16 protein-coding genes and 3 rRNA genes are annotated in these 19678 nt (G+C 33.1%); 2 read left to right on the plus strand and 17 right to left on the minus strand.

The window, feature by feature from the left end; genetic code table 11:
• Positions 1-5: 5 nt before the first annotated feature.
• The 11 genes from cas4 to JFY71_RS04285 form a co-directional block, all read right to left on the minus strand.
• A complete protein-coding gene (gene cas4, locus JFY71_RS04235; RefSeq protein ID WP_243661803.1) occupies positions 6-497 on the minus strand; it encodes a CRISPR-associated protein Cas4 in 492 nt (163 codons plus the stop codon).
• Between the two features lie 9 nt (positions 498-506).
• A complete protein-coding gene (gene cas3, locus JFY71_RS04240) occupies positions 507-2678 on the minus strand; it encodes a CRISPR-associated helicase Cas3' (RefSeq protein ID WP_243661804.1) in 2172 nt (723 codons plus the stop codon).
• An 8-nt stretch (positions 2679-2686) separates the two neighbouring features.
• A complete protein-coding gene (cas5b, locus tag JFY71_RS04245; RefSeq protein WP_243661805.1) occupies positions 2687-3436 on the minus strand; it encodes a type I-B CRISPR-associated protein Cas5b in 750 nt (249 codons plus the stop codon).
• Positions 3423-4289: a type I-B CRISPR-associated protein Cas7/Cst2/DevR gene (cas7i, locus tag JFY71_RS04250; RefSeq protein WP_243661806.1), complete on the minus strand. Its 867-nt coding sequence runs from the start codon at positions 4287-4289 to the stop codon at positions 3423-3425. The genes cas5b and cas7i overlap by 14 nt, the downstream gene beginning before the upstream one ends.
• Positions 4279-5946: a type I-B CRISPR-associated protein Cas8b1/Cst1 gene (gene cas8a1 / locus JFY71_RS04255; RefSeq protein ID WP_243661807.1), complete on the minus strand. Its 1668-nt coding sequence runs from the start codon at positions 5944-5946 to the stop codon at positions 4279-4281. Before cas8a1 ends, cas7i begins: the two co-directional genes overlap by 11 nt.
• An 11-nt stretch (positions 5947-5957) precedes the next feature.
• The gene (cas6, locus tag JFY71_RS04260; protein WP_243661808.1) at positions 5958-6683 is read right to left on the minus strand and encodes a CRISPR-associated endoribonuclease Cas6; all 726 of its coding nucleotides are present in this window, start codon (positions 6681-6683) and stop codon (positions 5958-5960) included.
• 194 nt (positions 6684-6877) lie between these two features.
• On the minus strand, positions 6878-8164 hold the full coding sequence (locus JFY71_RS04265; protein WP_338041882.1) for a TRAP transporter permease: 1287 nt from the start codon (positions 8162-8164) through the stop codon (positions 6878-6880).
• A gap of 3 nt (positions 8165-8167) precedes the next feature.
• On the minus strand, positions 8168-8797 hold the full coding sequence (locus tag JFY71_RS04270; RefSeq protein ID WP_243661810.1) for a hypothetical protein: 630 nt from the start codon (positions 8795-8797) through the stop codon (positions 8168-8170).
• Positions 8798-8815: 18 nt separating this feature from the next.
• On the minus strand, positions 8816-9808 hold the full coding sequence (locus tag JFY71_RS04275; RefSeq protein ID WP_243661811.1) for a TAXI family TRAP transporter solute-binding subunit: 993 nt from the start codon (positions 9806-9808) through the stop codon (positions 8816-8818).
• A 24-nt stretch (positions 9809-9832) separates the two neighbouring features.
• A complete protein-coding gene (locus tag JFY71_RS04280; protein WP_243661812.1) occupies positions 9833-10234 on the minus strand; it encodes a PPC domain-containing DNA-binding protein in 402 nt (133 codons plus the stop codon).
• 121 nt (positions 10235-10355) lie between these two features.
• On the minus strand, positions 10356-11267 hold the full coding sequence (locus JFY71_RS04285; protein WP_243661813.1) for a dihydrodipicolinate synthase family protein: 912 nt from the start codon (positions 11265-11267) through the stop codon (positions 10356-10358).
• Positions 11268-11395: 128 nt separating this feature from the next.
• Here JFY71_RS04285 and JFY71_RS04290 point away from each other — a divergent pair, with 128 nt between their 5' ends.
• Positions 11396-12085, plus strand: coding sequence for a Crp/Fnr family transcriptional regulator (locus JFY71_RS04290; RefSeq protein ID WP_243661814.1), 690 nt, complete (start codon positions 11396-11398; stop codon positions 12083-12085).
• A gap of 256 nt (positions 12086-12341) precedes the next feature.
• Here the strand turns inward: JFY71_RS04290 and JFY71_RS04295 are convergent, their stop codons facing one another.
• Together JFY71_RS04295 and JFY71_RS04300 are read right to left on the minus strand one after the other, a co-directional pair.
• Complete coding sequence (locus JFY71_RS04295; protein ID WP_243661815.1) at positions 12342-12701, minus strand: SH3 domain-containing protein; 360 nt, start codon at positions 12699-12701, stop codon at positions 12342-12344.
• 65 nt (positions 12702-12766) lie between these two features.
• The gene (locus JFY71_RS04300) at positions 12767-12907 is read right to left on the minus strand and encodes a hypothetical protein (RefSeq protein WP_243661816.1); all 141 of its coding nucleotides are present in this window, start codon (positions 12905-12907) and stop codon (positions 12767-12769) included.
• Between the two features lie 149 nt (positions 12908-13056).
• Here JFY71_RS04300 and JFY71_RS04305 point away from each other — a divergent pair, with 149 nt between their 5' ends.
• Positions 13057-13728: an MgtC/SapB family protein gene (locus JFY71_RS04305; RefSeq protein ID WP_243661817.1), complete on the plus strand. Its 672-nt coding sequence runs from the start codon at positions 13057-13059 to the stop codon at positions 13726-13728.
• Between the two features lie 79 nt (positions 13729-13807).
• Here the strand turns inward: JFY71_RS04305 and rrf are convergent.
• From rrf to JFY71_RS04325, 4 genes are all read right to left on the minus strand, one after another.
• Positions 13808-13924, minus strand: a 5S ribosomal RNA gene (gene rrf / locus JFY71_RS04310).
• Positions 13925-14047: 123 nt separating this feature from the next.
• Positions 14048-16948: ribosomal RNA gene (locus tag JFY71_RS04315) — 23S ribosomal RNA — on the minus strand.
• Between the two features lie 152 nt (positions 16949-17100).
• Positions 17101-18630 (minus strand): 16S ribosomal RNA (locus tag JFY71_RS04320).
• The 16S, 23S and 5S rRNA genes sit together here, the layout of an rRNA operon.
• 274 nt (positions 18631-18904) lie before the next feature.
• Complete coding sequence (locus JFY71_RS04325) at positions 18905-19660, minus strand: nitroreductase family protein (RefSeq protein ID WP_243661818.1); 756 nt, start codon at positions 19658-19660, stop codon at positions 18905-18907.
• Positions 19661-19678: the final 18 nt, after the last annotated feature.

The following is a 19678-nucleotide window of genomic DNA, read 5'->3' on the forward strand; positions in this document are numbered from 1 at the left end:
TCCTCTTATACATAGCATAATTCATAATATGCACATTTATTACATATGCTTTTTCTTACCATATCCTTTGGTATATTTTTAGAATTAATTATGTTTTTTATCTCATCTAATACTTTTTCCATTTCTACAATATCTTTTTCTTTTAAATCAATAACTTCTCTTTCTTTAATTAATGGATAATCAATAATAGCTTTTTCAATTTCCACTCCAAGTTTATTTAACATATAAATGTAATATTTCACTTGCCATATAGAAGCTTCTTCTATAGATTTAGACTTTTTTATTTCATGAATTATTTTCCAATCTTCAATAAAATCAATATTGATTATATCGTCGACTAAGATTGATTTTTTCTTTCTATTATATGAATACTCATCTAAAATCTTACCAATTTCAACTAATTCACTGTTATGTTCCATAGTAATATCCTTTGAAAAATACCATAGTTTTCTTTTACATACAAAGTAATAGTAAACCATTATTCCTGTTATTTTCATATTTTAACCCTATATTATATTATTTATACTATCTTCTTGTTTTTCCACGTTTTTGAAACCTAATTCTTTTGAATATTCACAATTATAAATATAAATTCTCTCATATTTACTTAATTCTATAATCCCTTCCACATTATATTTATAATAGTCGTATTCATATATTGCCACAGTATATTCTAAGACAGCTAACTTAGCTTTGAAACGTTCTTCTCTACTGATATGTTTTTCTTTAATGATTTTCATGAGTTCTTCTATCTTATCTATATTTTTATCGTATACTGTTTTTGGTATAATATTCCAACTGGAAATATTTCTAAATCTATCCCTTGTTTCACTTTTTGTTAATTCATAATCTTCAAAACTTTTAACATATTTAATAGATTTTTTAAGTTTTTTATAGTATTCTGTATTTTCTAAACTTTTCGTACTATAAACTTTATCTATCATGTTAATTTTATTTTCTTCAGTTATAAATCCGTCGATATTTTTTAATGCTTCTTTTGAAAACTTATGTATATCCTTATCTACGACTTTATTTACACCGGATATTCCTTTACCACAGAATACATAGCAGTTGTATCCTGTGCCTTCAAAATTCCTCTTTCTATAACAACGTCCCATTCGTTGAAATAATCCATTTAAATCCGATAGTTCTGTTAATAAAATATCGAAATCTATATCTAAAGATGCTTCAACTATTTGAGTTGCAATCCATATACCATACTCCTTACTATTCTTACTACCTATTTCTAATATAGCCTGCTCTTTTTCTCCTCTGTCCTTTCTAATATATTTACTGTGAAATAAATTAAGTCTTTCTTTTTCAATATATTCTTTTAATTCCCCATAAATTTCCTGTGCTTTCTTCACAGTATTGCAAATAATTAATACTTTGTTCTTCTTATATTTTTCTAAAATTATACCTTTATCAATTTCATTATCTAAGATTTTTACACTATGTCGTTTTAATTCATTGTCAATAAAGGGTTTTTCCGGCATTTTAAATTCAATTTTGCTTTCTTTTAAAAGATCTACAATTATTCCCGGTAGTGTCGCAGTTAATATTGCAAATTTACCTCCAACTTTATTAATATACTCTAACCCTATTATTAAATATGCCAGTAAGTCAGGGGAGTACATTTGAATTTCATCTATTACAATTTTAGAGTAAGATAATGTTGCTAATTTTTGTTCAAATCCAGGATATCTATAAACTAAGTCAAATAATTGGTCCAATGTACAAATTGTTAAAGGTAAAGAAAGCTGTTTTGTTCTTTTAAAATAATCATCTATTCCTATTTTTTCATCTTTTTCTCGAGCTAAATACTCTTTATATGTATCAGAATGAAGTAAACCTACCTTTTCTTCTACTCCATTACCTATTATTTGTACCACCCTATCATAAATAGCATTTATAGCTGTTTTTAATGGCAGAATAAAAAAACCCTTATTATCTCCAATCCACAAAAGTCCCCCTTCTGTCTTTCCCATTCCTGTTTGAGCCACAACTATCAAGTTTTCACTTTGATTTTTTAACATAAACTTTTGTAAATCATTCCAAATAAAACCTAGTTTCTCCATGCCTTCTACAAGAAAATCATTTTTTCTTTCTACGGGTATATAAGCAGAGGCAGCATAGTCTAAGCGATTTAAAAGACCTTTAATTAAAGTATATTTAAAAAATAATCCTTCTTTATTTTCATTTAAAAAAATTCTATCGTTTTTGTAAAAATAATCTGCTTCTATTTCTTCATTAATTATTAAATCAGGTATTTTATCATAATAGAAATTATCCACTTCTTTTTCCATTAATGATATTTCGTCTATAAGTTCATCTTCAGAAAAATCAAATTTTCTATCATGGTGGTATGCAACTGCATGAAAAAGAACACGAATATCTTCTTCAGAATATTCCTCATCTTCTAGCTTTTCATAATCTATAAAGGCAAGGCTTAAAATTCCATGAGGTATTTCTCCAGAGATTCTTTTTCCCTTTAATTTTGATTGGAATTTTAAATTCATTTTACCTAAATCATGGTAAATTACAGCCCAGTATAATATATCCCAATTAATATTTAAATTGGGATATATTTCCTTTAATATTTTAAAATTTTTTACTAGATTATCGGTATGTTCTTGAATGGTTTCTCTTGGTTTGCTCTTTGCTAAATATTCATTCATAATTACTCCTATACTAAAAATAGTATATATCCATCATTATCCACTAGAATCTCTTTTCTTCTACTAGCATTTCTTATTTCTGCATATTTAACCTTAATTTTCTTCCATTTCCTAAAGATTTTAGGTTTTGCCTTTGTTCCATAATTAACTAGTTGATAATTTTTATTTATTGTGAAAATAGTTCCTTCTACCTCTATATTTTGTATATTTTTAATATATTTAAAGTCATCTTTTTTTTCATAAGGAACATATGCAAAATATCCAAAATCATATCTTTGGCTTTTTTGATACTCTACTTCTTCAAAGTCTACTATTTTCACTTCTTCTATTGTTACAATATCTTCCCTTCTTCCTAAGGAAAGATATTCCCAAGGCTCCTTTAAAGAATTGTAAATAATATCTATTAAATTTTCATCTTTAGGTACAATATGAATAATTAATTCTACATCTACTAAAAGCTCTTGAGTGGAAATACCTCTAGTTACACCATAATCTCCTGCCTTTATTTGATGTCTAGTCTTATCATATTTCATTCCATTTTTAAATTCATATCTTGTATATAAATCATTTACTTTAGAAAAGTATTTTCCCTGAACACTAATATCCATTTCCTTATATTCTTCAAATTTACAGGCATTATGAACCATACCTATAATTGTAGAATAAGGTGGTAGAGGATAGGTCTCTTTTAATTGAAAACTCATTGGCTTCTTGTAGTTTACTAAGTCCTGGTATAAAGAAAGCCTAATTGCTTTCATAATAATCCCTTACCTTTATTTTTAAATCATCGAAAAACTCGCTAATTGTTAAAGGATTTAATTTTTCTATTATTTCATTATCATTTTCAAAAATCCCCTTAACTAAACCACATTTTGTATCGTCTTTAATATTGGAAGAAATAACTCCTGTTAATTCATCAACTTTTAATTTTCCGTCTTCAATATTTAAAGCGTTTTGGAATACCGGATTTTTAATATTATAAACACCACCAACTGCAAATAAAGGACTTAGATTTTCCCTTCTACCTCTAATATCCCTATATAGATATTGGATAGTGTCCAATAGCCTATTAACTCTCTCCGCTTTTTCAGCATTATCTATTTCTATTTCTCCATCTATTCCTATTTGGTCTAAATCAGCTGTAATAGTATATCTGTATAGAGAATGATGAATTTCAGATTGAGCTATATTCATATTTTCTTCTAATCTATCAGCCAGTCCCTTGTTAGTAAGAAAATCCAAATCTCCTTTAAAAGTTTCTAGGGAAATTGCATTTGAAAGTCTAACTTTAGCCGAGCGTTTCTTTCCACCGGTTCCTTTTTCTGTTTTTAAGTATCCAAAAAAATCCAATTCCGGATAATCAGCTATTGTTGAATCCTGTGTAAATTGAACAACCTTTTTATCGCCACTACCTTCAGCCTTAACCTTAGCTAAAGGATAATTTAATTGTTCTACAATATTGTATCTAATAGCCTGTCTTGAAATATATGTATATTGCTCACCTTTATTTCTTGAAAGTTTCTTTAAAGATGCAACATTTCCTACAGACTCGCCATAATTTGCGGATTCCGCTTCGAATATTATTGATATAGTTAACCCTTTATTTGTCATAATTTCCCTCCGTATTATATTCAACACCTTCTATTAAGCCAGCTATAAATGAATAACCCATTGTCTTAAAAATATCTATATCCTTTTGAGATTCTACAATTATTTTCGGTACCTGTTTTTTAGTATATAAGTAGGAATTTAATATAGTATCCATAAACATAGATATATTGCTTATTTTTAACGCATTTAACAATCTGTAGGCTATTCCATTTAGTTTATCTACTGAACCTTTTTCCTTGTAGGCTTGTCTTAAAAAATACCCTTGCTTATTTGCTTCTTGAATTAGACCTTCTTGTTCTTTACTCAACACTTCAACCTCCCTTAAATATCGATTATTTATTTTTAAAACCCTTATTATATGACTAGTATTATAAAATAAATTTGAATTTTTACTTATTTTATAATGTAGTAATTTTTCTATAAGTAAATACATATTCCTATTGTTTAAAATATTATCCAATACAATATTATAAATATAAAAATAGGAATTTATTTCCTTATAACCTGTAGATTCAATTTTTTCTAAATCCTCTTTTGAATCGTTAATAATATTTAAAACGGATTTTGTTAATATATTAAACTTGTAATCTCCATCTATTAACCTAATAACCTGAATATCCTGTAATTCATTTCTAACGGCTCTAACATTAGCATTAAAAAGCGCCTTTACTAAGGCCTTATTAGTACCATAGGACTTATTATCAACTTCATAATCCAGCATAGTCATTAACTTATTATTAGTTCTAATTAAACTTTCTATATTTATATTGTCGTTAATAAAAATTCCCTTGTCGAATATGTAGGTAAAGCCTGCCGGTATACAGGACAAAACCAATTTACATACAGGACATACTGCTATATCATTATCAAAATTCCAAACATGGGCAGATTTTCTAGCAACATCAAATCCAAGATTATTTACAAAACTTATATCATTATTAAAGTTTTTCATTTCCCGGTTACAAGTAAAACAAGTATATTTATACTTACTCTTATCGGCTTCTAAATAATCAACAACAGGCTCCACAAAATAGTTTCCATAATCAATATAAAAGTCCTTTTCCTTAGTAGCCCTATTTAAAAATGAAACTCCATCCCAGCCATTTCTAATAATATTATATACAATATTTTTTCCGGCTAAATATTTCTTAGAATCCTCTAATTTAATAAAATTTAAAACTTCTTCAATTTTATTAAAAACATCTACTAAGTTTTCCTTAATATCTTCAATATTTTCAGTTTTTTTCTTAGAAACTTTAGAAATAGATTTTTCCAATGCTAAAATATCAACATTTGAATCTATTAATGGGTAGGCAGCCTTATAGCTGTTACTTTTTAAATAATACTTTAAAACATCAGCTATATATTTATTTAAATACTCTAAATTTTCATTAGAAAAATTCTCAAAATCCTCATTTTTATGTTTAATAATAAAATCTTCAATATTTAAAATTTTACTATAGGACAAAACCGGCTCGTATGTATCTATTAAATATTTGAAATATTTATTTTCAAAATTTTCTAAAATAGAATCATCAAATTCCACATAATCATTTTCTATTATGATTTCATCATGGGAGTGTTCTAAAATATTACATAAACCAACTATACCTGCATTGTAAATCCATTCTCCAAGTTCCAACTTTATAGTTGTCAAATTATCACCTCCTAAATTATATCTAGCATTCCAAATCCCTGGCTTTTCTTTGAGCCTAGTCCTGCCTTATATAAATAATCTAAAATATATGGCTTTGCCTTTATTTCCAAAATAGCAATATTACTAGGAATTACAATATTATAGTTTTTTACCTTTACAATTTTATTTTTAAGTATATTTATTTCTAAATCCTTAAAATCATATTCAACTTCCTTGCCAAATACTCTTAAAAGGTTTTCCTTTATGTTGTAATTTAGCTGTTCCTTGCCATTTTTTTCCTCAAGAGAATAATACCAAGTCTCCTTATTATCTCCCGTATGCTTTCTTGCTACTATAGGAGAAAGAGTTTTTACAATAATTGACTCCTCTTTAATAACCTGCTCCTTAATCATTCTAATACCGGAAATTTTCATAGTGTTGTTTTTTATTTTAAAAGGATCCTTCTTGTTTTCTAAAATAGAATTATAAAAATAAACACCATCTTCTAAGTTATAGGAAGAGAAGTTTAGTATGACTTTTTTGTCTGGAATTTTTATTTCATCCCTTAAAAATTCACATCTTCCCATATAGAGGGCAAAACAATAATCCTTTGGCTTGTTTACCTCATCCTCGTACATTCTTTTATAAAAATCCATGTCATAATTACTAAAATTTCTCTTTAAAAATGATAGGATAACTCGATTTTTATCCTTTGGAAATAATTCATTTTCCAATTCAAGTTCTACTGAAAACCGCATTTTCCACCTCCTGAATCTATTCAAATAAATTGAATAAATAAAACTATATTTAAGATAAATATCTCATAAATTTATTTTAACATATATTTATATCTTTTTATTTTTATTAAATTAGAAATATAAAAACCTATTTAGTAATTAATTATTATTTACTAAATAGGTTTTTATTTAAACAGTATAATGGTTTTTATTTTTTAATTGACTACTTCTTTTTCTGATCTTTCTTCTTTTTTAGCTTGGTATCTTCTAAAGAAGTACATTACTCCAAATAATACCCAACCTGCTAATGACTGTATAAGTCCAGATTGAATTGCCAACACTATTACTACTGCACAAATTATTCTTTCAATAATTGTTGCTTTCTTTTCTATATATCCCTGTATTAGTATTGCTGCCGCCATTGAAACTACTATTGCTGATATCATAGTTATAAAGGTAGTTATATCCAAACCTATATGTAAGTAATCCGGATTTATAGCAAAGGTAAATGGTAATATAAACCCTGCTATTCCTAATTTTACAGCTGTCCATCCTACCTTCATGGCATTTTCATCTGCTATACTGGCTGCTGCATATGATGCAACTGCAACCGGTGGAGTTATTGCAGAAATACTAGCAAAATACAATAAGAATAAATGAGCCGCTAATGATGGTACTCCTATTTGAATTAGTGCCGGTGCTATTGCAGTAGCACAAATTATATAGGAAGCTGTCGTTGGTAATCCCATTCCTAAAACTATACAAATTAACATTGCAAGTATTAAACTAAGTAGTATGTTATTTCCGCCTAAGTTAACTATAAAATGACTTAGTTTTAATCCTAATCCTGTTAGTGCAAATACACCTGTAACTATACCTGAGCAAGCGCAAGCTGCTACTACTTGTGGCATACTTCTTGTAGTTGCAACAAATCCGTTAATTATTTTTTCTAAATTCATTCTATCTTTACTGTCGAAAAATCCTAAAACTATTATGGATAATATTGACCAAATCGCTGCCATCATTGGAGTTGAATTAAATCCTAAAAGAAGTACTAACAATACGCCTAATGGAACTATTAGTTTTATACTCTGTGTGAATGTTCCCTTTAATTCAGGAACTTCCTCTGGTGGAATTGCCTTTATTCCAAGTTTTACCGATTCTAAATCAACCATTTTAAAAAGCGTTAAATAATACATTACTGCTGGAATAAAAGCTGCAACTGCAACTGTTTTATAGCCTACTCCGGCCACATCTGCAAGTACAAAGGCTGCTGCTCCCATTATAGGTGGCATTATTTGACCACCTGTTGATCCTACTGCTGTTACTGCTCCAGCAAATCGTTTAGAATAGCCTTGTCGTTTCATTAAAGGTATTGTAAAAGATCCTGTACTCGCTACGTTTGCAACGGCACTTCCCGATATCATCCCAAAAAATCCGGAAGTAACTACCGCCATTTTTGCAGGCCCACCTCTACTTTTTCTTGTTAAGGCTATAGAAATATTTTAAAATATTATGTCAGCTCCTGAAACCTCTAGAAATGCTCCAAACATTAAGAAGAGGAATACATTTGAAGCAGATACGCCTATAGGCATTCCCAGTATACCCTGATCACTTAGTACTGTTGTTGCTATACGGTTTATGTCATAACCTCTATGACCTAATAATCCCGGCATTTTTGTTCCAAAATAAGCATATAAAATTGCTAAGATTGCAATTATAGGCAATGCCCAGCCTAAAACTCTTCTAGCTGCTTCCAAAACCAATAATGTACTAAACATACCTAATACTATAAATGTTGGATCCTGTTTATTATTTTGTATTATATCAATTATATAATCATATCTAAATATTATATAACCTATTACTACAGCTGTTAATAAAATTAAAATCCAATCTGCCCATGCATATTTCTCAGGATTTTTCTTGTTTATAGGAGTATATAGAAATACAAATATAAATCCTAACATTAAATGCCAAGAATAAAACTTAATACTTTCCATGGTAAACCATGGCGTAAATTGAAAAATATGTAGAAGACATGTAAATGCGGCTAGTATTATGATAAAATATTGCTTGAATTTTTTATAGTTTTCAGAATAAAAGAAACCTTTTTGTTCAACTTGCTTATTCATAATTACCTCCTTTTTCCTTTATTTTTTGTTATATTCTTCAGGTAATAATTCTTCTGGAATCTCTATTCCCAATTCTTCTAAATATTTAATAACTCCTAAATGCAATGGTATATTATAATTTAATATATTTTCCGGTGTCATATATTTTGCACTACCATGTACTGCCAACATATCATCTTGATGCTCCAGTAAAGTTTTAACAGCAATATAAACATCTTCTTCTGGAACATCTACACTGGTAACTAACATATTCCATTCCGAAACACTTCTTATATCATCTTTTGCCGCTTTATAAGAACCTCCCGGCATATCACTTGCAGTATAAAAACTGTAAGTATCCACTAATTCCTTTTGTTCTTCCTCTGATAACTCAACAAAATTTAAATCTTTGGTACTTTCCAATTCACTAATAGATGCAAAAGGTGGGTATGAAAATAGAACCGCTGCATCAACTATCCCATTATCAATAGCCGTTGCTGTAGCACTATGCCCATCATTATGTATTTGTGAAGGCTTAATGCCCCTACTTTCAAAAAATTCACGAAATACCGAATCCATAGCCATTCCCTTTGAACCTAAACCTACAACCTTTCCGTTTAAATCGTCTAAGGTTTCTATTCCTGAGCTTTTCAATGTATATATAGTCAACCAAGATGGATATAATGCAAGTCCTCCTCTAAGTTTGTCAAAGGATTTTCCATCTGTCCATTTCGCTTTTCCCTCAATAGCTTCTGCAATAGATGCTGTCATTGAAATTCCAAATTCTGCATTTCCATCTTGAAGCATAACTAAATTCGCACTACTTCCTCCAGTAGTTTCAGCGGAATATATATATTTATCGTTAATATAATTATTTAATGTATTTGCAACTCCTCCGCCCATTAAATAAAAGTTTCCTCCTACTGAACCTCCTCCCACTGAATACTTTTTAGTATTACTAGATTTTCCACAAGATGTTACAGAGAATAAAAGTAAAACTACAAGTAAAAATAACGAACATTTTCTTTTCATATATAGCCCTCCTATATATTGATTTTATATTTCTTGTATATAGAGTTTTAATCCTCTAAAGGTTCTTCCTTTATGTAACCCACCACCATACACCTTACCATCTTTTAATCCTACCGATGCATGAAGATGTATGAAAAAATCGCTTTCCTCATCTTTATAAATAGCTTTCAAGGACTCATCTATCTTATCTATCGGCATAATTTCACCTACAATAGATACCAATTCACCCGGACCTTCCATTGAAGTCTTTTCAACAACCGGAGGTAATGTATTGTCCTTAGGAGCTGTAAATAAAAGATTTTTAACAGATCCAATTCCACCACTTATATATGCCTCATCCCATTGTTTTTCCTGCATAAATTTTTCTATTTTTTCTTTAATATCTTCGTTTTCTTCATATTTTATTACATATATTTTCTTATCCATTTAAAACCCTCTAAATTTTTTATCTAGATTCTAAAAATCAAAGACAATATTGTTAAAATATAACCCCTTTCAATTTAAAACATAATTCCTTGATTTTTAGAATCTATTTTTCATAGTCTACTTACTTAATTGAATACTTTTCAACTACTCCCATTTCTGTCATCAAATCTTTTAACTTATCAAAATGTGGTCCTACATAATCCTCATGAGGAGATCTTAATGTATAGCCAGGTAATCCTAATACTTTAAAAGCAGCCTTTATAACTATAGGATTAGTTAGCTTATATAATTCTGTTAATAGAGGTTGCCATTTAAAAACACCTTCTCTAGCTTCCACAACCTTTTCATAGCTATCCCATGGTCTTGAGTATTTAGCTACTTCTTCCGGTATAATATTACCTCCAATATTAGCTGTTCCTGTACCTCCTACAGCCAACGTAGGTAAAATAATAGAGTATTTAGGATAATCACAGCATAAAATATCTAAAGAATCTCCCACTAACCTTTTTACTTCCACAAGTTGACTTACATTTGCCATAGCTTCCTTGTCTACAATAAAATTAGGATGTTTTGAAGAAAGTTCTGCAATTGTTTTTGGCTCTATGTTAACTCCTAGTCTGCTTGGGTTGTTATAAACTCCACAAGGAATTTTCACAGATGACATACATTTGTCAAAATGAGTTAATACTGATGTTTGGGGTATTAATAAATATGGTGGGATTGTAAAAATAACTCCATCAGCACCTTCTGCCTCACAATATTGGGCAATATGTATACTATCATTTGTAGATAATGCTGAACACCCAAAGAAAGTTATAATTTTACCCTTTGTTAGTTTTATTACTTCTTTGATAATCGTTTTTTTCTCATCCAAACTAAGTAAAGTTGTTTCACCTGCTGACCCCAATATAAATAAGGCTGATGTTCCATAATGAATTTGGCGGTCTATTAATAATTTAAAAGCACCAAAATCGATTTCACCTTTACTATCAAATGGAGTTGGCATTGCTACCCATGAACCTGACATTCTCATATAAATACACCTCTCTAATATTTTGTAACTACAGTATATTTCATCTTGTTGAAATTTTCCGTATCATTGTTTACAATGTATAATATGTTACAATATAGCAGAAGTTACATTAATAAGGAGATTAAATAATGGACTTAGGATTATTAAAAAGAACTGAAGATATTTACGATTCTGAATTAGAGGATTTAATTTTACCAATTTCTACAGAATGCAAATTCCCAAAACATTATATTTTTTCACAACCTGGTGAAAAAATAGACGGTATATATTATATTTTTAAAGGTAGCACAAAACATTATATGATTTCTGAAGATGGTGTAGTAAAATTACTATATGTATTAAGTCGTGGTAGATTTTTTGCTGAATCTCCATATTTTCTTAATATACCTACTGGACTTTATTCTGAAACAGTTGATGATTGTATACTCTATAAAATCCCTGATGAATCTATAAAGAAACTAATGGCAACAAGTAAAAATTTTCAAGATAATATTATTAAAGGATATTCTGAAAAATGTTTAATCTTAAGATATGAAATAGCAAATTTATCATTTAATAATAGTAAGGATAGACTTAAACAAATTTTTTGTTCACTAATTGATTATGATAATTCCGAAAAAGGTTCTCAATGGTACAATTTAGAAAAATATTTTACTCACCAAGAGCTCGGAGAGATTATAGACTCTACAAGAGTAACAATTAGTAGGCAAATAAATGAGTTATGTAATAAAAATTTTTTACGTATAGTAAACAGAAACTATCAATTAAACAAAGAAATGGCTAATAAATTTTTATCTGACAATAAAAAAATTCAATAAAATAAATTATCTCAAAATAATATTCTTAAATTCTCTAAATTTAAAGTCAAAATATCTTAATACATAAAAGACTAAATTAAACTTACAATAGTAAAAAAACAATATATTTTTAGAAAAATAAAAATGTCTATAAATAGCTTTTATAGAATTAAGTTAAATATCTAGCAATTTAAAAAATAATAAAAAAAGAGTAGAAACTTCTAACTTCTACTCTTAAATATATCTTTAAACCTTCTTATCCTATGATTAAAAAGTTTTATTCAACATATTGAGGACCTATGTAACCTGTTTGTCCATTATATTCAATTTTTAACCATCCACTTTTATCAATATAACCTGAAACCTCTGTACCTCTAGGAATTGTTCCTATTGTTTCATATTCATAGCCCGGACCTGATCTAAAGTTCAAATCTTGTGTTAAACTACCTGTGATTTCTTCAAATTCACCAAAATCTTCATCATCTTCTTCTGGTTCTTCAGTAGACATATCTGTAGTTGGCTTTAATTCATCGGTAACTTCCGTTTCTTTAGATAATTTTGATTCATCAATTTTATCGTTAATTTTTTTATTAATAGAAATTGTATATATTGCCAATGCTATGGTTGAAAACAACAATAAGGTAACTAAAAAAACTAAAATCGGAGTAAAATTCCTTTTTTTCTTAGTCCTAGTTTTTTTATTTATAGTCTTTCTTTTTTCTGTTTTTCTTTTTTTTCTTCTTCCTGTTCCTGATATTGTTGTTCATAAAATTTTCTATTAATTTCAGATATATCTAATTTATCTGTACTTTCTTCATTAAAATTATTATTTTCTCTTTTCATTATCATACCTCATAAAAAATGTTCTCTTTCCTATTATACTGTATAAAGTAAATTTAATAAAATCATTAATTAACTTTTGGTTTTTTATATCTGTTTGTTTATTACATTTTCATTTAGTATACTTAAATTATAATAGAAAGGAATGAATTATGAATAAATTATTAGATTTAATCTATAATAGTAATTTACTTTATATAATTAGAATTATTATTGCTATTATTTGTGGTTTTGCTATTGGTTTTGAACGAGATTATAAAAACAAAAATGCCGGTACAAAAACTCACGGAATTGTAGCTTTAGGTGCTTGTCTATGTATGATTCTATCTGCTTATGGTTTTCCTAATTACCAAGGAGATCCAAATAGAATGGCTGCTCAAGTAGTTTCAGGCATTGGTTTTCTTGGTGCGGGTATTATTTTCGTAAGAAGGGATAAAAATATAAGTGGACTTACTACAGCTGCTGGAATTTGGACAACTGCAATAATATCTATGGCAATTGGAGCTGGTATGATTTTATTGGGAATTCTTTGTACACTTCTTGTTATATCATTACAATGGTTTTTATCTAAATTAAAATTTAAATTCTTCGAGCATAGTGAAGAAATAGTATATATTAACACCCTAAATAAAGATTTCGATTTTGAAGGATTTGTTAACTTATTGGAAGATAATAATATTGAAATACTGCATTTAGAAACTGACAAATTAAATATTAATGAAACATATATGCAATTAATAGTCAATTTACCATATGCTTTTTCAAAATGGGATTTAAATAAATTGCTTATGGATTTTACTGGAGTTAAAAGCACAAAAATATAATCCAATAATATACTCCACTACTTTAGTACGCCTTTATATCAAAAAATTCCCCATACGATTAAATCGTACAGGGAATATTGTTGGGCAAATACCTACTCTCCCATGACGTTTCCATCATAGTACCATCGGCGCTAAAAGGCTTAACTTCTGTGTTCGAGATGGGTACAGGTGTATCCCTTCCGCTATCTTCACCCTATATTAACTTTTTCTATTGTAACATTGTTTTTCCTAACTGTCTATAGACTTCTGTTAGTCATTAGCCCTACCTCAATTGTTTCACAAACTGGGTTACGGCTTCAAAAAATAGTAATAAATATTCCTGGTCAAGCTTTCGATATATTAGTATCAGTTAGCTAAAAACATTACTGCTCTTACACCTCTGACCTATCAACCACATTTTCTTCATGGTATCTCTCTTCATCTCTGAAAAAGAAATCTCATCTTGAGGGGGGCTTCGTGCTTAGATGCCTTCAGCACTTATCCCGACCAGACTTAGCTACTCAGCTGTGCTCCTGGCGGAACAACTGATACACCAGCGGTCTGTCCATCCCGGTCCTCTCGTACTAGGGACAGCTCCTCTCAAATTTCTTACGCCCACGGCGGATAGGGACCGAACTGTCTCACGACGTTCTGAACCCAGCTCGCGTGCCTCTTTAATGGGCGAACAGCCCAACCCTTGGGACCTTCTCCAGCCCCAGGATGAGACGAGCCGACATCGAGGTGCCAAACCTCCCCGTCGATGTGAACTCTTGGGGGAGATAAGCCTGTTATCCCCGGGGTAGCTTTTATCCGTTGAGCGATGGCCCTTCCACTCGGTACCACCGGATCACTAAGTCCTAGTTTCCTATCTGCTCCACTTGTTGGTGTCACAGTTAAGCTCCCTTTTGCCTTTGCACTCTGTGAATGATTTCCAACCATTCTGAGGGAACCTTTGAACGCCTCCGTTACTCTTTAGGAGGCGACCGCCCCAGTCAAACTGCCCAACTGACAGTGTCCCTGTACCTGTTTCAAGGTACCAGGTTAGAACTTTAGCATTAAAAGGGTGGTATCCCACTTGGGACTCCACTAAGACTGGCGCCCTAGTTTCTTAGTCTCCCACCTATTCTGTACATTTAATACCAAAATCCAATGTCAGCCTGCAGTAAAGCTCCACGGGGTCTTTCCGTCCTGCCGTGGGTAACTCGCATCTTCACGAGTACTACAATTTCACCGGATCCTTTGTTGAGACAGTGCCCAAATCGTTACACCTTTCGTGCGGGTCGGAACTTACCCGACAAGGAATTTCGCTACCTTAGGACCGTTATAGTTACGGCCGCCGTTTACTGGGGCTTAAGTTCTATGCTTTGGGTTACCCCTAACATTTCCCCTTAACCTTCCAGCACCGGGCAGGTGTCAGCACCTATACTTCATCTTTCGATTTAGCAGATACTTGTGTTTTTGGTAAACAGTCGCTTGGGCCTATTCTCTGCGACCATGCTTCGCTTTTTGTGTTTAACATATACGTCTCATGGTACCCCTTCTCCCGAAGTTACGGGGTCATTTTGCCGAGTTCCTTAACAAAGGTTCTTCCGCGCGTCTTAGGATTCTCTCCTCGCCTACCTGTGTTGGTTTGCGGTACGGGTATCTCTTCGCTCGATAGTGCCTTTTCTTGGCAGCGTGGAATCTACTTCTTCACTACTTGTTTTTCGCTCCCCATCGTATCTCAGTGTTATGCAAGAGCGGATTTTCCTACTCCTACCACCTACTTACTTGGACGCACTCTTCCTTCCGTGCGCTAAGTATATCCTTCTGCGTCAACACTTCTCTCAATCGCTTGAGATAGTACAGGAATTTCTACCTGTTATCCATCGCTTACGCCTTTCGGCCTGGGCTTAGGCCCCGACTTACCCTGGGTGGACGAGCCTTCCCCAGGAACCCTTAGGCTTTCGACGGGTGAGATTCTCACTCACCTTTTCGCTACTCATGCCAGCATTCTCACTTGTGTAATGTCCACAAAACCTTACAGTTTTGCTTCTTCCTTTACACAACGCTCCTCTACCAACGATTACTCGTTCCACAGCTTCGGTATTAGATTTTAGCCCCGGTAATCTTCGGCGCATCACCACTTGACCAGTGAGCTATTACGCACTCTTTAAATGTGTGGCTGCTTCTAAGCCAACATCCTGGTTGTCTAAGTAGTGTTACATCCTTTTCCACTTAATCTATATTTTGGGACCTTAGCTGGTGGTCTGGGCTCTTTCCCTTTCGACTATGAAGCTTATCCCACATAGTCTGACTCCTAACGCTAATTTAGAGGTATTCGGAGTTTGATAAGTTTCGGTAACATTATATGCCCCTAGACTAATCAGTGCTCTACCCCCTCCAATTACTACGTTAAGGCTAGCCCGAAAGCTATTTCGAGGAGAACCAGCTATCTCCAGGTTCGATTGGCTTTTCACCCCTATCCACACGTCATCCGATATGTTTTAAACCATACCCGGTTCGAGCCTCCATTCAATTTTACTTGAACTTCACTCTGCACATGGATAGATCACCTGGTTTCGGGTCTACAATATGCAACTTTGGCCCTATTCAGACTCGGTTTCCCTACGACTTCTCGTCTTAAACGATTAATCTTGCTACATATCATAACTCGCTGGCCCGTTCTACAAAAAGTACGATATTACATCTTATTGATGCTCTATCTGCTTGTAGGCATAAGGTTTCAGGTTCTTTTTCACTCCCCTCCCGGGGTTCTTTTCACCTTTCCCTCACGGTACTATTCGCTATCGGTCACTAGGTAGTATTTAGCCTTGGGAGGTGGTCCTCCCATATTCCCACAAAATTTCTCGTGTTTCGTGGTACTCTTTCTAAGAGCAACTTCTTGAATTTTTGAATACGAGGCTTTCACTCTCTACGGCTTACCTTCCCAGGCAATTCTTCTAATTCTTGTTGTTGTATTCTCTTATGTCGGGCTCTTCCCTCTTCGCTCGCCGCTACTACGGGAATCGAGTTTTCTTTCTTTTCCTCAGGTTACTTAGATGTTTCAGTTCACCTGGTTTCCTTCCATATCTTAATTGGTTGGGATATGGATACTTAGAGTTTGTCTAAGTGGGTTTCCCCATTCGGATACCGACGGATCGTTGGATATTTGCTCCTAACCGTCGCTTTCGCTGCTTGTCGCGTCCTTCTTCGGCTCCTAGTGCCAAGGCATTCACCTTATGCCCTTAGTCGCTTGACCAGAAATATTTATTACTATTTTATTTTCAATGTTCATGAACATAAACAAAAGTGTAAAAAACCGTTAGTCCTATTCAAATCTATGATTTGTTAAGGCTTAATGCAGTACTTTATTTCCTTATTGTACTCTAATTACTGCACTGTACTCCTTAGAAAGGAGGTGATCCAGCCGCACCTTCCGATACGGCTACCTTGTTACGACTTCACCCCAGTCATTAATCCTACCTTCGACGTCTGCCTCCTTGCGGTTAGCTTGACGGCTTCGGGTATTACTAACTTCCGTGGTGTGACGGGCGGTGTGTACAAGACCCGGGAACGCATTCACCGCAACATGCTGATTTGCGATTACTAGCAACTCCGGCTTCATGTAGGCGAGTTGCAGCCTACAATCCGAACTGGGGCCGGCTTTCTGAGATTCGCTTCGCCTCACGACTTCGCTTCCCTCTGTACCGGCCATTGTAGCACGTGTGTAGCCCAGGACATAAAGGGCATGATGATTTGACGTCATCCCCACCTTCCTCCGGTTTGTCACCGGCAGTCTATCTAGAGTCCCCAACTTTACTTGCTGGTAACTAGATATAGGGGTTGCGCTCGTTGCGGGACTTAACCCAACATCTCACGACACGAGCTGACGACAACCATGCACCACCTGTATATGCGTCTCCGAAGAGAACCCACTATCTCTAGTGCTAGCGCATATATGTCAAGCCCTGGTAAGGTTCTTCGCGTTGCATCGAATTAAACCACATGCTCCGCTGCTTGTGCGGGTCCCCGTCAATTCCTTTGAGTTTCAGTGTTGCCACCGTACTCCCCAGGCGGAATGCTTAATGTGTTAACTTCGGCACCGAGGTTTGACCCCCAACACCTAGCATTCATCGTTTACGGCGTGGACTACCAGGGTATCTAATCCTGTTTGCTCCCCACGCTTTCGTACCTCAGCGTCAGTTTGTGTCCAGAAAGTCGCCTTCGCAACTGGTATTCCTCCTAATATCTACGCATTTCACCGCTACACTAGGAATTCCACTTTCCTCTCCACTACTCAAGTTTAACAGTTTCAAATGCTTTATGGGGTTGAGCCCCACGCTTTAACATCTGACTTGCTATACCGCCTACGTACCCTTTACGCCCAATAATTCCGGACAACGCTCGCACCATACGTATTACCGCGGCTGCTGGCACGTATTTAGCCGGTGCTTCCTCCTTGGTTACCGTCATTATCTTCTCCAAGGACAGAGCTTTACGATTCGAAAACCTTCGTCGCTCACGCGGCGTCGCTGCATCAGGGTTTCCCCCATTGTGCAATATTCCCCACTGCTGCCTCCCGTAGGAGTTTGGACCGTGTCTCAGTTCCAATGTGACCGTTCACTCTCTCAAGCCGGTTACTGATCGTTGCCTTGGTAGGCTTTTATCCTACCAACTAGCTAATCAGACGCGAGCCCATCTTACACCGATAAATCTTTAACCTCTTTGGCATTCGCCAACGGGGTCTCATATGGTATTAATCCCGGTTTCCCGAGGCTATCCCTTTGTGTAAGGCAGGTTGCTCACGCGTTACTCACCCGTTCGCCACTTTCCTCTTATCTGTTTCTACCGAAGTTTCCACTGATAAGATTCTCGTTCGACTTGCATGTGTTAAGCACGCCGCCAGCGTTCGTCCTGAGCCAGGATCAAACTCTCAATTAAATGTTTGATTCAGCTCTTGCTGACTTCTTCTTAATTTTACACCGAAAATTATTGTTTTGGTTGTACTTTTTCTCAAAGTTTTTTACACTTTTCTTTTGTCTAGGTTCTTGCTGCACTCTCGTGACAACTTTTTAAGTATACCATAGGGTATTTCTTTTTGTCAACTATTATTTCGAAAAACTTTTATATTTTATTAAATATTTTGTTCCTCGTTTTTTAAGCGCTTAATCATAATAGCAAGTATTTATTTTTTAGTCAAGTAATTATTTAAATATTAATTAATTTTTAATTCAAAACTTTGTTTCATTATTACCTTTAATATTTTAGTTCTATTTTCCAATGTATTTTTTAGTCTTGTAACAACTTGTTGACTGAAGCTATCTACTCTTCGATTAGCTTCTCTTAAATCATAATATGTTTGCATTTCTTCGTTATAATCCTCTAATTCCCTTAAATAATTTTCAAATGTCACATATTCATTTTCAAATAGTCTTAATTTCATTTCCATTCTAGGCTTTATTTGCGGTTCTTGATTTGGATATCTAAATCCTACACCTAAAACGGGAAATGTTAATTTAGGCAACTTTAATAGATCAATGATTTTTTCGGCATCATTTAAAATCGATCCGAGATAAACAGCTCCCAATCCTTTAGACTCAACTGCATTAGTTAGATTTTGAGCAGCTAAACAGGAATCTGTCCATCCTTGAAAAAACCTATCCATATCATGGCTCTCTGAATACTCCTTCCCTGTTAATTCCTCTGCTATTTGGTTATTTCTAAAGGCATCTGCAATAAAGATAAGCAACTCTGGTGCTCTTTTTACATATTCTTGTCCGCATACTTTTGCAATTTTTTCTTTTAGATCCGTACTTGTAACCCTAATTATCGAATATGTTTGCATTCCTGTACTACTCGCTGTTCTTCTTATAACCTCTACAAATTCTTTCATCCACTCCATAGGTATTTCTTTATCCTTAAATTCCCTAATAGTTCTATGTTCTAATTGGTGCTTAATTGTATTATTCATATTTAATTCTCCATCTTA

It is taken from the genome of Miniphocaeibacter halophilus (assembly GCF_016458825.1).
In the GTDB taxonomy this organism is placed as follows: domain Bacteria; phylum Bacillota; class Clostridia; order Tissierellales; family Peptoniphilaceae; genus Miniphocaeibacter; species Miniphocaeibacter halophilus.

What these genes read in the sequence shown, in the direction of transcription:
- cas7i (WP_243661806.1), bottom strand. Translation starts at nt 4,289, where the DNA reads ATGACAAATAAAGGGTTAACTATATCAATAATATTCGAAGCGGAATCC.
- JFY71_RS04275 (WP_243661811.1), bottom strand. Translation starts at nt 9,808, where the DNA reads ATGAAAAGAAAATGTTCGTTATTTTTACTTGTAGTTTTACTTTTATTC.
- JFY71_RS04325 (WP_243661818.1), bottom strand. Translation starts at nt 19,660, where the DNA reads ATGAATAATACAATTAAGCACCAATTAGAACATAGAACTATTAGGGAA.
- JFY71_RS04290 (WP_243661814.1), top strand. Translation starts at nt 11,396, where the DNA reads ATGGACTTAGGATTATTAAAAAGAACTGAAGATATTTACGATTCTGAA.
- JFY71_RS04280 (WP_243661812.1), bottom strand. Translation starts at nt 10,234, where the DNA reads ATGGATAAGAAAATATATGTAATAAAATATGAAGAAAACGAAGATATT.
- JFY71_RS04285 (WP_243661813.1), bottom strand. Translation starts at nt 11,267, where the DNA reads ATGAGAATGTCAGGTTCATGGGTAGCAATGCCAACTCCATTTGATAGT.
- JFY71_RS04305 (WP_243661817.1), top strand. Translation starts at nt 13,057, where the DNA reads ATGAATAAATTATTAGATTTAATCTATAATAGTAATTTACTTTATATA.
- JFY71_RS04300 (WP_243661816.1), bottom strand. Translation starts at nt 12,907, where the DNA reads ATGAAAAGAGAAAATAATAATTTTAATGAAGAAAGTACAGATAAATTA.
- cas3 (WP_243661804.1), bottom strand. Translation starts at nt 2,678, where the DNA reads ATGAATGAATATTTAGCAAAGAGCAAACCAAGAGAAACCATTCAAGAA.
- cas4 (WP_243661803.1), bottom strand. Translation starts at nt 497, where the DNA reads ATGAAAATAACAGGAATAATGGTTTACTATTACTTTGTATGTAAAAGA.
- JFY71_RS04270 (WP_243661810.1), bottom strand. Translation starts at nt 8,797, where the DNA reads ATGAATAAGCAAGTTGAACAAAAAGGTTTCTTTTATTCTGAAAACTAT.
- cas5b (WP_243661805.1), bottom strand. Translation starts at nt 3,436, where the DNA reads ATGAAAGCAATTAGGCTTTCTTTATACCAGGACTTAGTAAACTACAAG.
- cas6 (WP_243661808.1), bottom strand. Translation starts at nt 6,683, where the DNA reads ATGCGGTTTTCAGTAGAACTTGAATTGGAAAATGAATTATTTCCAAAG.